13 protein-coding genes, 2 pseudogenes and 1 riboswitch are annotated in these 15109 nt (G+C 35.2%); of the genes and pseudogenes, 8 read left to right on the top strand and 7 right to left on the bottom strand.

What is annotated here, in order from left to right:
* The 5 genes and pseudogenes from HMPREF2658_RS08815 to xpt all read right to left on the bottom strand — a co-directional run.
* A pseudogene (locus tag HMPREF2658_RS08815) lies at window positions 1-169 on the bottom strand (terminase small subunit); the annotation flags it as partial.
* A 62-nt stretch (window positions 170-231) separates the two neighbouring features.
* Window positions 232-1773: a glutamine-hydrolyzing GMP synthase gene (gene guaA / locus HMPREF2658_RS08820; protein ID WP_000424959.1), complete on the bottom strand. Its 1542-nt coding sequence runs from the start codon at window positions 1771-1773 to the stop codon at window positions 232-234.
* 24 nt (window positions 1774-1797) lie between these two features.
* Entirely contained in the window at window positions 1798-3264 is a 1467-nt protein-coding gene (guaB, locus tag HMPREF2658_RS08825; protein WP_000264071.1) for an IMP dehydrogenase, read from the bottom strand.
* A 37-nt stretch (window positions 3265-3301) separates the two neighbouring features.
* Complete coding sequence (gene pbuX, locus HMPREF2658_RS08830) at window positions 3302-4570, bottom strand: xanthine permease PbuX (protein ID WP_000793023.1); 1269 nt, start codon at window positions 4568-4570, stop codon at window positions 3302-3304.
* Complete coding sequence (gene xpt / locus HMPREF2658_RS08835; RefSeq protein ID WP_000421412.1) at window positions 4570-5148, bottom strand: xanthine phosphoribosyltransferase; 579 nt, start codon at window positions 5146-5148, stop codon at window positions 4570-4572. The genes pbuX and xpt overlap by 1 nt, the downstream gene beginning before the upstream one ends.
* 230 nt (window positions 5149-5378) lie before the next feature.
* A riboswitch (purine riboswitch) is annotated at window positions 5379-5481 on the bottom strand.
* Between the two features lie 179 nt (window positions 5482-5660).
* On the opposite strand from xpt, the gene HMPREF2658_RS08840 reads away from it, so the two are divergent.
* From HMPREF2658_RS08840 to HMPREF2658_RS08850, 3 genes are all read left to right on the top strand, one after another.
* Window positions 5661-6068: a general stress protein gene (locus HMPREF2658_RS08840; protein ID WP_001791353.1), complete on the top strand. Its 408-nt coding sequence runs from the start codon at window positions 5661-5663 to the stop codon at window positions 6066-6068.
* A gap of 142 nt (window positions 6069-6210) precedes the next feature.
* The gene (locus HMPREF2658_RS08845) at window positions 6211-6873 is read left to right on the top strand and encodes a hypothetical protein (protein WP_000394700.1); all 663 of its coding nucleotides are present in this window, start codon (window positions 6211-6213) and stop codon (window positions 6871-6873) included.
* Between the two features lie 117 nt (window positions 6874-6990).
* On the top strand, window positions 6991-7947 hold the full coding sequence (locus HMPREF2658_RS08850; RefSeq protein ID WP_000956154.1) for a prolipoprotein diacylglyceryl transferase: 957 nt from the start codon (window positions 6991-6993) through the stop codon (window positions 7945-7947).
* 814 nt (window positions 7948-8761) lie between these two features.
* Here HMPREF2658_RS08850 and HMPREF2658_RS08855 read toward each other — a convergent pair.
* Window positions 8762-8836 carry a hypothetical protein gene (locus tag HMPREF2658_RS08855; protein ID WP_031785505.1) on the bottom strand — a complete coding sequence of 25 codons (75 nt, stop codon included), beginning with the start codon at window positions 8834-8836 and terminating at the stop codon, window positions 8762-8764.
* An 84-nt stretch (window positions 8837-8920) separates the two neighbouring features.
* Between HMPREF2658_RS08855 and HMPREF2658_RS08860 the strand changes: the two genes are divergently transcribed.
* Complete coding sequence (locus HMPREF2658_RS08860; protein ID WP_000991000.1) at window positions 8921-10309, top strand: L-cystine transporter; 1389 nt, start codon at window positions 8921-8923, stop codon at window positions 10307-10309.
* A 79-nt stretch (window positions 10310-10388) separates the two neighbouring features.
* On the opposite strand, the gene nfsA is transcribed toward HMPREF2658_RS08860, so the two are convergent.
* Window positions 10389-11144: an oxygen-insensitive NADPH nitroreductase gene (gene nfsA / locus HMPREF2658_RS08865; RefSeq protein WP_001279731.1), complete on the bottom strand. Its 756-nt coding sequence runs from the start codon at window positions 11142-11144 to the stop codon at window positions 10389-10391.
* 491 nt (window positions 11145-11635) lie between these two features.
* Between nfsA and ahpC the strand changes: the two genes are divergently transcribed.
* The 4 genes and pseudogenes from ahpC (at window position 11636) to HMPREF2658_RS08885 (ending at window position 14815) form a co-directional block, all read left to right on the top strand.
* A complete protein-coding gene (gene ahpC, locus HMPREF2658_RS08870; protein ID WP_000052781.1) occupies window positions 11636-12205 on the top strand; it encodes an alkyl hydroperoxide reductase subunit C in 570 nt (189 codons plus the stop codon).
* Between the two features lie 15 nt (window positions 12206-12220).
* Window positions 12221-13744, top strand: a complete 1524-nt coding sequence (gene ahpF / locus HMPREF2658_RS08875; protein ID WP_000930500.1) for an alkyl hydroperoxide reductase subunit F — start codon at window positions 12221-12223, stop codon at window positions 13742-13744.
* A gap of 135 nt (window positions 13745-13879) precedes the next feature.
* Window positions 13880-14116 (top strand): annotated as a pseudogene (locus HMPREF2658_RS08880) (hypothetical protein); the annotation flags it as partial.
* Window positions 14117-14188: 72 nt separating this feature from the next.
* A complete protein-coding gene (locus HMPREF2658_RS08885; RefSeq protein WP_000746687.1) occupies window positions 14189-14815 on the top strand; it encodes an NDxxF motif lipoprotein in 627 nt (208 codons plus the stop codon).
* Window positions 14816-15109: the final 294 nt, after the last annotated feature.

Raw genomic sequence — 15109 nt, forward strand, 5'->3', positions numbered from 1 at the left:
CACGAGCTTTTAAACGATCACTTGGCTTAATTGGTACCTCTATCAGTTCAACATGTTCATTATAGACTAACTGTACTTTGCCACTTTGTGGGTTCTCTTTATATTCTCCACGCTTTACTACAACTTCTTTCGTATCTGTTTCATCACCGACTGCCGCATTCGTAAGCACACCAAAAAAGGCTGGAAACCGCGTAATATCGGTGACTCCAGCCTATCATTTGCTATATATAATTATTCCCACTCAATTGTGCTTGGTGGTTTTGATGTAATGTCATAGACTACGCGGTTAACGTGGTCTACTTCGTTTACGATACGACTTGAAATCTTTTGTAAGACTTCCCAATCGATGCGTGCAAAGTCACTTGTCATGCCGTCGATAGATGTTACTGCACGGATACCTACTGTGTGATCATACGTACGATAGTCTCCCATAACACCTACTGATTGAATGTTTGGTAACACTGTGAAGTATTGCCAAATTTCTCTTTCAAGACCTTCTTCTCTAATCACTTGGCGTAAAATTGCGTCTGATTCTCTAACGATTTCTAGTTTATCTTCAGTAATTTCTCCAAGTACACGGATACCAAGACCAGGTCCTGGGAATGGTTGTCTCCACACTAAATGTTCTGGAATACCTAACTCAATACCTAATTTACGTACTTCATCTTTAAACAATGTATTGATTGGTTCGATTAATTCGAATTCCATGTCTTCTGGTAATCCACCAACATTGTGGTGTGATTTGATTGTTTGTGCTGTTTTTGTACCTGATTCGATGACGTCTGTATAAAGTGTTCCTTGCGCAAGGAAGTCTACGCCTTTAAGTTTTGATGCTTCATCATCAAATACGTATACAAATTCATTACCAATGATTTTACGTTTTTGTTCAGGATCAGAAACACCTTTTAATTTATTCATAAAACGATCTTTCGCATTAACACGAATAATATTCATGTTGAAACCTTCACCGAATTGCTCCATAACCATGTCGCCTTCACCTTTACGAAGTAAGCCATGGTCTACAAAGATACATGTTAGTTGATCCCCAATTGCTTTATGCAATAGTACAGCAACAACAGATGAATCTACGCCACCACTCATCGCACATAATACACGACGGTCGCCTACGCGTTGACGAATCTTTTCAATTTCGATTTCGATAAAGTTTTCCATCGTCCATTGTCCTTTACACTCACAAACACGACGTACGAAGTTGTTTAATAAGTCATTACCATATTCTGTATGACGTACTTCTGGATGGAATTGCACACCATAAATGCGACGTTTCTTATCTTCAATTGCTGCATAGTCTGTGCTTGGGCTATCAGCGATAACTTCGAAGCCTTCTGGAATTTCAATAACTTTATCAGAATGACTCATCCAAACTGTTTGTTCTGCTGGTAAGCCAGCGAATAACTCATCTGACTTCGCATTAATGATTGCTTTACCGTATTCACGTTCATTAGCACGCTCAACTTTACCACCTAATAATTTAGTAGTTAATTGCATGCCATAACAAATACCAAGTACTGGAATTCCTAAATTATATATTTCAGGATCAATTGTAAATGAACCTTCTTCATAAACTGAGTTTGGACCACCTGATAAAATGATACCTTTTGGATTCATTTTCTTAATTTCTTCAATTGAAATTTCATGATCATGTAATTCACTATAAATGCCCATTTCACGAATTCGGCGTGTAATTAATTGGTTGTATTGGCTACCAAAGTCTAAGACAAGGATTAACTCTTGTTCTTTTGCCATTTCCATATTTGTCGTTCTCCTTTATCTTAATTAGAATGAGTAGTTCGGTGATTCTTTCGTAATTTGAATATTATGTGGGTGGCTTTCTGCTAAACCAGCTGGACCCATACGTGTGAATTGAGCTTCTTCACGTAATTCTCTTAAATCGTGTGAACCAGTATAACCCATACCAGCACGCACACCGCCCATTAATTGGTAAATTGTATCTTGTAACGCACCTTTATAAGCCGTACGTCCTTCGATACCTTCAGGAACAAATTTCTTAGGCGCTTTGTCTTCTTGGAAGTAACGGTCGTTTGAACCTTTTTCCATCGCACCTAAAGAACCCATACCGCGATATACTTTGTATTGTCTACCTTGGAAAATTTCTGTAGCACCTGGACTTTCTTCAGTACCAGCTAATAAGCTACCTAACATAACCGCATGTCCACCAGCAGCTAATGCTTTAATGATATCTCCTGAGAATTTAATACCACCATCAGCAATGATAGCTTTACCATGTTTACGTGCTTCAGTTGCACAATCATAAATTGCTGTAATTTGTGGTACACCAACACCTGCTACAACACGTGTTGTACAAATTGAACCTGGGCCAATACCGACTTTAACAATGTCTGCACCCGCTTCAAACAAATCTTTTGTTGCTTCTGCAGTTGCAACGTTACCAGCTACTAATGTGATTTCTGGGTAAGTCTTCTTAATATGTTTCACTTGATCGATTACACCTTTAGAGTGACCATGTGCTGTATCGATAACTAAGACATCCACACCTGCTTCGACTAATTTTTGAGCACGAATATCAGTGTCTTTTGAAATACCGATTGCTGCAGCTACAAGTAGACGACCATGTTCATCTTTTGCTGCATTAGGGAATTCGATAACTTTTTCAATATCTTTAATAGTAATAAGACCTTCTAGACGTCCATCTTTAACTAATGGTAACTTTTCAATCTTATGTTTTTGGAGAATTTTTTCTGCTTCTTCAAGTGTTGTATTCACTGGAGCTGTAATTAAATTTTCTTGCGTCATTACATCTACAATTTTAATTGAGAAGTCTTCAATAAAACGTAAGTCGCGGTTTGTTAAAATACCTACTAAGTTGCGATCTTCTTTATTATCAACAATTGGTACACCTGAAATACGGTATTTACCCATTAATGCTTCAGCTTCATAAACACTTTCTTCTGGTGTTAAGAAAAATGGGTTTGAAATGACACCATTTTCAGAGCGTTTTACTTTTTGAACTTCGTCCGCTTGTTCTTCAACGCCCATATTTTTATGAATAACACCTAAACCACCTTGACGAGCCATAGCAATCGCCATTTTAGATTCAGTTACTGTATCCATACCAGCAGAAATAACTGGAATATTCAATTTAACTTTGTCTGATAATTGTACGCTTAAATCAACGTCTTTCGGTAAAATATCAGATTGTGCTGGAATTAATAACACATCATCAAACGTTAATGATTCTTTTGCAAATTTACTTTCCCACATTAAAAACAGCCTCCATTTTTCAAATTAATTAGTTATATTATTTCACATTTTCTTCCGTTTGTTTATACTTTATTCCATTAAAAAAGAAATTAAGAATAATTGCAGAGATTGCGCCTAAAACAATTCCGTTTTGAGTCAACCATGCAAATTGTTCACCTAAACCTTTAAATGCTTGTGGTACAGCGCTTATACCAGTACCTAATCCTACTGATACAGCGATAATTAATAAATTATTTTGATTTTTAAAATCGATATGTCCTAATATACTAACACCATATGCCATTACCATGCCAAACATAGCTATCATGGCACCACCTAACACAGGTAGCGGAATGATATTCGCTAATGCACCAAGTTTAGGTATACAACCACAAATAAGTAATAACACAACCATGCCGTATATAACATTATTTTTCTTAGCACCGGATAAAGAAACGAGTCCTACATTTTGCGAATAGGCTGTATACGGAAATGAATTGAATATAGAACCTAACACTATCGCTAGACCTTCCGCAGTATAACCTTTACGAAAATCTTTTCTTTCTAACTTCTTACCGGTAATTTCACTTAACGCATGATAGACACCTGTCGACTCAATTAAACTAACGATAGCTACAATAAAGAACACTAACGTCGATGTCACATCAAAGCTAAATCCTGAGAATCTAAACGGCACTGGGATGCCTAACCAACCGGCATGATTGACTTGATTAATATCGACCATCCCAAGTAAGCCAGCGCCTATCGTTCCTAAAACGAGTCCAATTAATATGGCAATACTCTTAATAAATCCAGTTGTAAATCTTTGTAAAACAAGAATAATGATTAATGTCATTAAACCTAACAAAATGTTCTTAACATCTCCATAGTCCTTTGCACCTTGACCTCCAGCTAAGTAATTCATTGCTACTGGCATTAAATTGATACCAATGATAGTAACAACACTACCCGTTACTACTGGTGGGAAGAATTTTACAAGATGTGAAAAGAAAGGCGCGATGATAATAACTAATATCCCTGATAAAAATAGCGAACCGTAAAGTACATCTATTCCTTTCGTTTGACCAATTAAAATCATGGGCGCAACAGCCGTGAATGTACATCCAAGAACGATTGGTAATCCTGTTCCTGTTACTTTATTGGCTTGTAAAAATGTGGCAACTCCACACATAAATATATCTACTGTAACTAAGTAAGCGATTTGTTCAGGCGTAAACTTCAAACTTGTACCAACAATGATTGGAACTAAGATGGCACCTGCGTACATAGCTAAAAGATGTTGAACACTTAGGATTAAATTTTTCATTATTCTTCTCCCACCAATGTCACTTTATTTCCTTCTAGTGAAGCAACCTTGCAGAGAGAAGAAACTGTTAAACCTGCTTTTTCTAAACGTTGATGCCCATTTTGGAAACTTTTTTCAACAACAATACCAATACCAGCAGTCTTAGCATTCGCTTGCTGTGCGATATCGTATAACCCTAATGAAGCATCACCATTTGCTAAAAAGTCATCGATGATGAGTACAGTATCTTCTTCTGATAAAAATTCTTTTGAAACAATGACCGTACTTGTTTTATTTTTAGTAAATGAATGAATAGATGTTTCATAATAACCATCCGTCAAAGTGCTAGGTTTTGCTTTTTTCGCAAATAAACATGGCACATCAAAATGTAGTGCAGCCATGATTGCAGGTGCGATACCGGAAGCTTCAATGGTTAAGATTTTAGTAATCCCTTTATCTTTAAATTGCTCGTAAAAAGTGCGACCAACTTCATTCATTAACTTTGCATCAATTTGATGATTTAAAAATCCATCGACTTTTAAAATCTTCTCATCAATGACAACGCCGTCTTCCTTTACTTTTTGTCCTAGTAACTCCACTCTTAAAACCTCCTCAGATTTGTGTGAAACATTTTGCTCTTAAATTGGTGCTAGATACAAAAAAATCCCCAAACTAAATAATAGTTTCAGGGTTTATGAGTGAACGAACATGCATCACGTATTGGTCATGCAATCAATGTAAAAGAAGTTTCATCAAATAAACTGTGACCATCATATAAAATGATATAAATCACCCATCATGGTTACAATTTAGTGGCTGAAGCTACTCCTAGTATTGTGTTGTTACTCATAGTCATGTCGTTCAAGGCAACATGGTAGAAACTTCTAAAGCCATATTCTTTAGATTATATGAGTTTATGTAAATTATTTAACGATAATAGCAAATTTTTGGCATTTTTTCAATAACTGCTTAGGTAAACTTTTAATAGTTTTATAAATGTACAGAGACGTTTAATGCGAATGAAGACTTATAACTTAATAATGTAAGGGTTTTACTTTATAATAAGAAGGGTAAAAGATTGAATAAACAAATTTTTAAAGGGGCGACAACTATGGCAGATATTACTGTAGTAAATGACACTGGCGAATTATACAACGTAATCAATCAAAAGAAATCTGAAGGTTATTTAGAATCAGAGCTAACAATTATTAGTAAAAGTAAATTACACCTAAATGACTTACACGACTCTGAAATCTCCCTTATCTCAACAAGTGGAACATTTAGTGATAAAATGACTAAACTGTTAACAGGAGAAGATGGTGAACATGCAGTTTTATCACGCTACAACTTAGCGCCTGATGAATTAGAAAAATATAAACAACTTATTTTAGACGATAAAATGTTAGTTGTTGGCGTTCGCGATCATTCATCTCACCAAGAAGTACTAGAAAATAATTCAGCTTATGAAGAAGTTGATATTACACATTTTGCTGAAGCATCTAAAGGTCCCAAAGCTTAGTTATCACACTGAATTCAAAATGAGATTACTGTACTGTCTAATTTAAGATAGTACAGTTTTTTATACCATTTAAAAGTTTATGAACAGTCTTTTACAACAGGCGATTATGCTATAATATTATTTAAATTGGGGAGGTGTTCTTATGGAATTTAAAACCATTCAATCTGTCAAAGATCCACATTACAACGAAGCACTTAAACTTTACGATACTAAGTTAAATTTATCTTTAACTGAAGATAAACGTATCATCAAACGCTCATTAGAAAACAACAAAACTGAAAACGATTATGTCTTTATCGTAGGCTTAGAAAACGATGTTGTTGTCAGTCTAGCAACTGCACATTATGAAGCCACAACCAATTCTGCATTTTTAATTTATTTATTTGCAAAAGACCTACCCAACCATGATGAGTTAATGACACAAACATTACATCAAATTGAACATGAATTAAACTTATTATCAAACCTTGTTCATTCTAGAAGTATTAACTTTTTAATGATGGAAGTCCCTAAAGAACCTGCAGATTTAACACAAGATAATGGGCTCATTATTGAACACCGTAGACAGTTTTTATACGAACATCAATTTGAAAGACAAACTGAAATTGATTACATTCATCCAACTAATGATGGTCACACTAAAAAAGTGGACTTATTTTTAAAGAAAAATATTAAACTGACAAAGGATATCTACGGTACAAGTGTTAAATCAAATTATATTTTGAAGTATGTATTTGCAAATGGTATCGCACGTGAAATTATTTATGATTTATTAGAAGAAATGGATTTACGTAAACCATTTTAAACAAACTTGAAATCACTAACAATAACGTTTAAACTATGTATGAAGCAAGACTGACGTTTCACTGCCCGTAGACAAACGTCAGTATACATAAAGTATATGCAGAAAGGACTTTAAAGTATGTTAACTAAAGAATTTGCACAACGCGTAGAACTAAGTGAGAAGCAAGTCCGTAAAATTGTTCAACATTTAGAAGAACGTGGTTACCAACTAAGCAAGACTGAATATCGTGGTCGTGAAGCAACTGATTTCAAAGAAGAAGATATCGAGCTTTTCAAAGACATTGCCGACAAAGTAAAACAAACAAATAGTTATGATCTAGCGTTTGATGAGTTAGAAAAAGAAAAAGACTTCCTGCAAGTCATTGTCAAAAACGATGACAAAAACTTACCTACTAATCAAAATGTCGCTCAACTAGTAGAAGATTTACGTCTAGAAATCCAGAAAATGCGCGAAGAACGTCACCTACTTGGTCAAATGATGAATCAAGTACATCAGCAACAACAAGAATTAAAAGAACTTCAAAATCAACTTACAACTAAAATCGATTCAAATAGTGAATCATTAAAAGCAATCCAAACATCACAAGAGGCTATCCAAGAAGCACAAGCATCTCAAGCTAAAGTATTGGCTGAATCAACAAATAAAGTTGAAAGTAATGCTGTTACTGAAGATAAAGCTGACAGCAAAGATTCGAAGGTTGCTGGAGTGAATACATCAACAGACGCCAAGACGGATACTAAAGCAGAAAATGCAGGCGATGGCAATGCTACTAAAGTAGATAAAGAGGATCAAATTTCTGCAACTGAAGCAATTGAAAAAGCCAGCGTTGAGCAGTCTAAAAATGACAAAGCAGTTGAGACTTCAAATAAAGAAGCTACAGTAGATGCAGAAGCGCAACATGATGCTGTACAACAAGTAGCAGAAGCCCATGCAGAAGCTTCTAAACAAGCTACTTCGAACGATTCATCGGAAGCGAAAGCAGAAAATGATAGCACAGCTTCACAGTCTGAAATGGCAGAACCTAAACCTCAAGAAGAGAAAAAAGGTTTCTTCGCACGTTTATTCAACCTGTAAACTTATGATTTGAACACAAGTTTAAGACTCAGTAATGTATAGCTATGATTTAAAAACTGATTTTTTATAAACCTATAGAACTGTAATTTATTTTCAAATTTAATACTCAATCATAAAACCTGAAACAAGCTGATATACTCCTTTCAATGTCTACTTTGAAGAGAGCATATCAAACTAATTTGTTTCAGGTTTTTTAATTATTCATTATGATTAATATTGAATTTTGAATAAATTTTTGTAGTATGTTACTTTTAAATGGGATGGCTTCTGTGTATTCCTAAACAGATTCATCTTATGAGCCCATTCAATTTAAATGTTTGGCTGTGTTAGTAACTGACGAATCGCACAAGGGCACACTCATATTCACATTTACTACAAACGCCTTTTTGCTCAAACAAAAATATTTGTTTACGGTAGCTTTTGAACTACCACCTGCACACACGAACCCTCAAAAGATGCTGATTTTGATTCGACAGATTTTTTTACAACGTGTTTGTTCGAAGCGTCTTTTCAAGGTTGATCATTTATTATCTTTTTATTCAATAAATATGAGGTTAGCAATTTTTATCAAACCGCCATAGCCACATCTCGATTCAAGGATACATTTGTTTTCTCATATCTTATCTCTCATGACAGTGCACGATATATATCTTTTCCAAATATTCATCACTTTTTTCCGTTAAAATCATTTCTATTATTAACGCTATAATGACAACTTATTTAATTTATTGCATTTAATACCTTGCTTCATTTTCAAATATTAACTTTAATCGACTAGCTCATCACGCTATTAACCCTTTTCACCTTTCTCTACTTAATTCAAAACGATTTGTTTACAAATTCTCTTATGCCAACGGTCGAATTTCATCATGTTTACATTTAATTGCAAATACCCTCTTGAAATATTATAAAATTAATATTATTCTTAGCATACTAGTCGGAATTATATTTAAAAATTTGAGGAGTGACGTTCATGAATGCTTTTCTTACACTGATTAATATTATTGTATTGGTGATTTTCATCGTAATATTGCACATGATGGCTCGCAAACATATATCTTTTGCGAAACGTGTGTTTACAGCTTTAGGGATTGGTATAATATTCGGCGTATTATTACATCTTATTTATGGTACACATTCGAATATTATTACATCAACAAGTGACTGGTTCAACATTGTCGGACAAGGTTACGTTGCATTGTTGCAAATGATTGTGATGCCTTTAATTTTCATTTCTATTGTCGCTGCATTCACTAAAATTCAAATCGGAGAAAAGTTTGCTAAAATTGGTAGTCTCATTTTTGTCTTTTTAATTGGCACTGTCACCATTGCTGCAATTGTCGGTGTTGTGTATGCCTTGGTGTTTGGTTTAGACGCATCAACAATTAATCTTGGTAACGCTGAACAAGCACGCGGAAGCGAAATTGCTAAACAAGCGAAAGATTTAACAGCACATACGTTACCACAACAAATTTTGGAATTATTGCCTAAAAATCCATTCTTAGATTTCACTGGACAACGTGCAACTTCCACGATTGCTGTCGTGATATTTGCTTCGTTTATAGGATTTGCTTATTTACGCGTAGCACGCAAACAACCTGATCATGGTGAATTGCTAAAGCGTGCGATTGACGCTATCTATTCACTAGTAATGGCGATTGTGACGTTCGTCTTACGTTTAACGCCATACGGTGTATTAGCAATTATGGCCAACACGTTATCGACAAGTGACTTTGGCGCCATTTGGACTTTAGGAAAATTCTTAATCGCATCGTACGCTGCGTTAATTACGATGTATATCATTCACTTAATTATTTTAAGTCTGTTAGGTATTAGCCCAATTCGCTATGTTAAAAAGACTTTGGAAGTATTAATCTTTGCATTCACATCACGCTCAAGCGCGGGTGCCTTACCACTGAATGTACAAACACAAACAAGACGTCTAGGCGTGCCAGAAGGTATTGCCAATTTCGCTGCGACATTTGGATTGTCGATTGGACAAAATGGTTGTGCAGGTATTTATCCTGCCATGCTTGCAATTATGGTCGCACCCGTCGCTAATGTAGAAATTGATTTACAATTTATTGTAACGTTAATCGCTGTCGTGATTATTAGTTCATTCGGCGTTGCTGGCGTCGGTGGCGGGGCTACATTTGCATCCATATTGGTGTTGTCAACGTTAAACTTGCCAGTCGCTTTAGCCGGCGTGCTCATCTCCGTTGAACCATTGATTGACATGGGTAGAACAGCATTAAACGTGAACGATTCAATGCTAGCTGGTACAGGTACCGCCAAGTTAACTAAACATTGGGACAAAGATACTTTCGAATCAAATGATAGTGCTGCATTAACTTCACACTAATTCATTGCAAGAAATACCCGCCCCCTCTAGCTATACTTATCATTTTAAGCTAGAGGGGGCGGGTTATTTTGGTATCTTGCTATCGCTGTATTAATCCTGATTTTTGCAATTGTTCTAACATATCTAATCTTGCTTTGTTTCCTAGGAACATCTCAATTTGCTGCGACCATGTTTCTTTGCGATTCCCGTTTGTACGTTGATCATAGTACTCGCTGATTGTCTGGTCGTAATCTGCCATTTGTGCATACTGTGTTTCCTTATCAGCACGATACTTATTGTGATGGAAGACATGGTCAAATGGTAAGCGTGGCTTGGCTGCACCATTTTCGTCATCTGCGGGTTCCCCTACTGCCATACCAAATACCGGGAAGACATAGTCAGGTAAGTCTAAAATTTCTCGAACGCGTTCAACATCATTTCTTAATGATCCTAAAAAGACAATGCCATACCCCATATCTTCAGCAGTTACCGCAATATTTTCGGCAACTAATGCTGCATCGATTGCACCTACTAGCAAACCTTCCGTTGAACCATATGCATTTTCCATATCAGTTTCAGCATGTTGATCAACTAAATGATGACGATAATAATCAATAACAAAAACGAATAAATAGCCATTTTCTACAACATAAGGTTGTCCAGAAACTTCTCGTAAATTTTCTTTAATCTTCTCATCATCGATACCAATAATTGAATATGCTTGTAGGAAGCTCGACGTCGAAGCGCTTTGTCCAGCTTCTACTAATTTTTTAACAACGTCTTCACTTAAAGGTTTATTCTTAAATTTTCTAACAGAATGATGCTTTTTCACAAGATTATATACATGATCTGACACGTTACCCACTCCTCGATACTTTACAGTTAATTAAAAATATTCATATTGCAATTGTACACGTCCAAACTTTTTTATAGCAATTATTTGCTTATAAGTTAATAATCGAACTTTTAAAAATATTGCCTCACACTTGAAAAATCCAGTTTCTCACGCATTACCTTCATCCATCTCGAACAAATATTCTCACACCATTATCAATAAGGTTGACTTAGTTGAGAATACAAATCTTCTTTTTTTACATTTTTTACATTAAAATCAAGATATTAAATATAGACACAACCTTTTAAATCATCGACTACAAAATCCATTATCAAAGCACTTTATATTATCTTTCTTTATTTTAAAAGTAATCATTCACTTTACAAAGTTATCCAGTTGACTATTCTGGATCAAAATGTAATAATGCTAACTAAGAGATTAGAATTATTATAATTAAGCGCAATCAATTGATAGTTCTAATTCATACTTAAATTCTTAGGAGGAAGATATTTATGTCATTAATTAACAAAGAAATCTTACCATTTACAGCGCAAGCTTTCGATCCAAAAAAAGATCAATTTAAAGAAGTTACACAAGAAGATTTAAAAGGTTCTTGGAGCGTAGTATGCTTCTATCCTGCTGACTTCTCATTCGTTTGTCCAACTGAATTAGAAGACTTACAAAACCAATATGAAGAATTACAAAAATTAGGCGTAAATGTATTCTCAGTATCAACTGATACTCACTTCGTACACAAAGCATGGCATGACCATTCAGATGCAATTAGCAAAATCACTTACACTATGATTGGTGACCCATCACAAACAATCACTCGTAATTTTGATGTATTAGATGAAGCTACTGGTTTAGCTCAACGTGGTACATTCATTATCGACCCAGACGGTGTTGTACAAGCATCTGAAATTAACGCTGACGGAATTGGCCGTGACGCTAGTACATTAGCTCACAAAATCAAAGCAGCTCAATATGTTCGTAAAAACCCTGGCGAAGTATGCCCAGCTAAATGGGAAGAAGGCGCTAAAACATTACAACCTGGTTTAGATTTAGTAGGTAAAATCTAAGGAGGCATTACAACCATGCTTAATGCTGATTTAAAACAACAACTTAAACAACTATTAGAACTAATGGAGGGCAACGTTGAATTCGTTGCCAGCCTTGGTTCAGATGATAAATCTAAGGAACTCAAAGAATTATTAACAGAAATTTCTGATATGTCACCTAGACTTTCACTTTCTGAAAAGTCTTTAAAACGTACACCAAGTTTCTCAGTCAATCGTCCTGGCGAAGAAACAGGTGTAACATTTGCAGGTATTCCATTAGGTCACGAGTTTAACTCACTTGTTTTAGCAATTTTACAGGTTAGTGGTCGTGCACCTAAAGAAAAACAGTCAATCATTGACCAAATTAAAAACTTAGAAGGTTCATTCCATTTTGAAACATTCATTAGTTTAACGTGTCAAAAATGTCCTGATGTCGTTCAAGCACTTAACTTAATGAGTGTGATCAACCCTAACATCACGCATTCTATGATTGATGGTGCAGTGTTCCGTGAAGAATCTGAAAACATCATGGCAGTCCCTGCTGTCTTTTTAAATGGCGAAGAATTTGGCAATGGTCGTATGACGATCCAAGATATTCTTTCGAAACTAGGCAGTACGGCAGATGCATCTGAGTTTGAAAATAAAGAACCTTATGATGTCTTAATCGTTGGTGGTGGTCCTGCTAGTGGTAGTGCAGCGATTTACACAGCACGTAAAGGTTTACGTACTGGTATAGTTGCTGATCGTATCGGTGGCCAAGTTAATGATACTGCTGGTATTGAGAACTTCATTACTGTTAAAGAAACAACTGGTTCTGAATTTTCTTCTAACTTAGCAGCGCACATTGATCAATATGACATTGATGCAATGACAGGTATTCGTGCTACAGATATCGAAAAGACTGACGAAGCAATTAAAGTTACGTTAGAAAACGGTGCTGTCTTAGAAAGTAAAACAGTCATTATCGCTACTGGTGCAGGTTGGCGTAAGCTAAACATTCCAGGTGAAGAGCAATTGATTAATAAAGGTGTTGCATTCTGCCCGCACTGTGACGGACCTCTATTTGAAAATAAAGACGTAGCAGTTATCGGTGGCGGTAACTCTGGGGTTGAAGCAGCTATTGACCTTGCTGGTATCGTTAATCATGTTACATTATTCGAATTCGCTAGCGAATTAAAAGCAGACAACGTGTTACAAGATCGTTTACGTTCTTTATCAAATGTTGATATCAAAACAAATGCCAAAACTACTGAAGTTGTCGGAGAAGACCATGTTACAGGTATACGTTACGAAGACATGAGCACCGGCGAAGAACATCTACTTAACTTAGATGGTATCTTTGTTCAAATTGGTTTACTTCCAAATACATCATGGTTAAAAGATGCTGTTGAATTAAACGAACGTGGTGAAATTGTTATTGATCGTAACAATAATACTAACGTACCTGGAATATTTGCTGCTGGCGATGTAACAGATCAGAAGAACAAACAAATTATTATTTCAATGGGCGCTGGTGCAAATGCAGCATTAAATGCCTTTGACTATATTATCAGAAACTAAAGTTTCATTCATTTCACTGACAGTATCTTACATTTGTTAAGATGCTGTTATTTTTTTATCCCGACATAAAATCATGTTATGATAAACTTAATATATACAACGAGGTGTGCGATAATGCTTAAAGTATGTACCTCTCGCAAAAAAATCAATATAAAAAATGATATTGAGAAGGAAAAGTATGTGAATGAAATCATTATGCTTTTACGTACGATACCTACGTCTAAATTGATTCAACCAATTATGCAGTTATTTATAGATAATGCTATCCTTAACAACGTCCAAAATGATGCATTATTGATAGAAAAAGCAACTCATGCACGTAATCATTTACGTCTATGGTCATTGCAAGGTCATCGTGACATTCCAAACTAATTCAATGTTACTCTATTAAACATGAATACACATTTTTTCAATTAAAGATAAACCAAGGAGTTATATTACATTATGAAAAAGAGATTACTACTAAGTACATTTTTAGCATCGACATTAATTCTTACAGGTTGCGCGTCCGATCAATCTGATAACGAAGATCATCACACAAGTACTGGCATCCATGCACCTAAAAGCGCTAAAAAATTAGAAACAAAAGATATCTTTAACTCAGATAAGAAAAATAGTGATATTAGTGATGCAGAGATGAAGCAAGCTATAGAAAAGTATTTGTCTGTAAATAGCGATATACTTGATAACAAATATATAATGCAACATAAACTAGATAAACAAATTGACAGTCAAACAAAAGTGACTGAAAAACAAGCAGAAACACTTAGTCACTTATCTAACTTAGCTGTTAAAAATGATTTGCATTTCAAGAAATTTGTCACTGAAAACAATATTCCTAAAGAATATAAGAAACCCGTTGAATTAATGATGAATTACTTCAAAGCTTTAAATAGTACAATCGCCAATGTTGATGAAGATATTGAAAAGCTTAGCTATCAACCGCAAAATAAAATCAATGTTGTCGACGTGCCAACAAAATATGCCGGTGATGTTAATAAAAAGCAACAAGATAAAATTAAAGATTTCTTAAAATCTAAAGGTATCAAGAGTGATGTTATCGATAAATAACTGAAAGCCATCATTGCGACATGTAACACATCAGTACATGCGCTTTAATTCATGACAATTCTTTATCTTTAAAAGTGACTAATCTTTGAGACAATACATTTTAACCAATACCATACCATTTTGGGAGTGGGACAGAAATGATATTTTCGCAAAATTTATTTCGTCGTCCCAGCCCAACTTGCATTGTCTGTAGAATTTCTTTTCGAAATCCTCTGTGTTGGGGCCTACATTATTGTAAGCTGACTTTACGTCAGCTTCTGTGTTGGGGCCCACACCCCAACTCGCATTGCCTGT

Source organism: Staphylococcus sp. HMSC062H10 (genome assembly GCF_001836945.1).
In the GTDB taxonomy this organism is placed as follows: Bacteria; Bacillota; Bacilli; order Staphylococcales; family Staphylococcaceae; genus Staphylococcus; species Staphylococcus aureus.

Excerpts from the sequence above, each read along its gene's own strand:
- HMPREF2658_RS08840 (WP_001791353.1), top strand. The coding sequence starts at position 5,661 with ATGGCAGATATTACTGTAGTAAATGACACTGGCGAATTATACAACGTA.
- HMPREF2658_RS08845 (WP_000394700.1), top strand. The coding sequence starts at position 6,211 with ATGGAATTTAAAACCATTCAATCTGTCAAAGATCCACATTACAACGAA.
- HMPREF2658_RS08860 (WP_000991000.1), top strand. The coding sequence starts at position 8,921 with ATGAATGCTTTTCTTACACTGATTAATATTATTGTATTGGTGATTTTC.
- pbuX (WP_000793023.1), bottom strand. The coding sequence starts at position 4,570 with ATGAAAAATTTAATCCTAAGTGTTCAACATCTTTTAGCTATGTACGCA.
- HMPREF2658_RS08885 (WP_000746687.1), top strand. The coding sequence starts at position 14,189 with ATGAAAAAGAGATTACTACTAAGTACATTTTTAGCATCGACATTAATT.
- HMPREF2658_RS08850 (WP_000956154.1), top strand. The coding sequence starts at position 6,991 with ATGTTAACTAAAGAATTTGCACAACGCGTAGAACTAAGTGAGAAGCAA.
- ahpF (WP_000930500.1), top strand. The coding sequence starts at position 12,221 with ATGCTTAATGCTGATTTAAAACAACAACTTAAACAACTATTAGAACTA.
- ahpC (WP_000052781.1), top strand. The coding sequence starts at position 11,636 with ATGTCATTAATTAACAAAGAAATCTTACCATTTACAGCGCAAGCTTTC.
- guaB (WP_000264071.1), bottom strand. The coding sequence starts at position 3,264 with ATGTGGGAAAGTAAATTTGCAAAAGAATCATTAACGTTTGATGATGTG.
- guaA (WP_000424959.1), bottom strand. The coding sequence starts at position 1,773 with ATGGAAATGGCAAAAGAACAAGAGTTAATCCTTGTCTTAGACTTTGGT.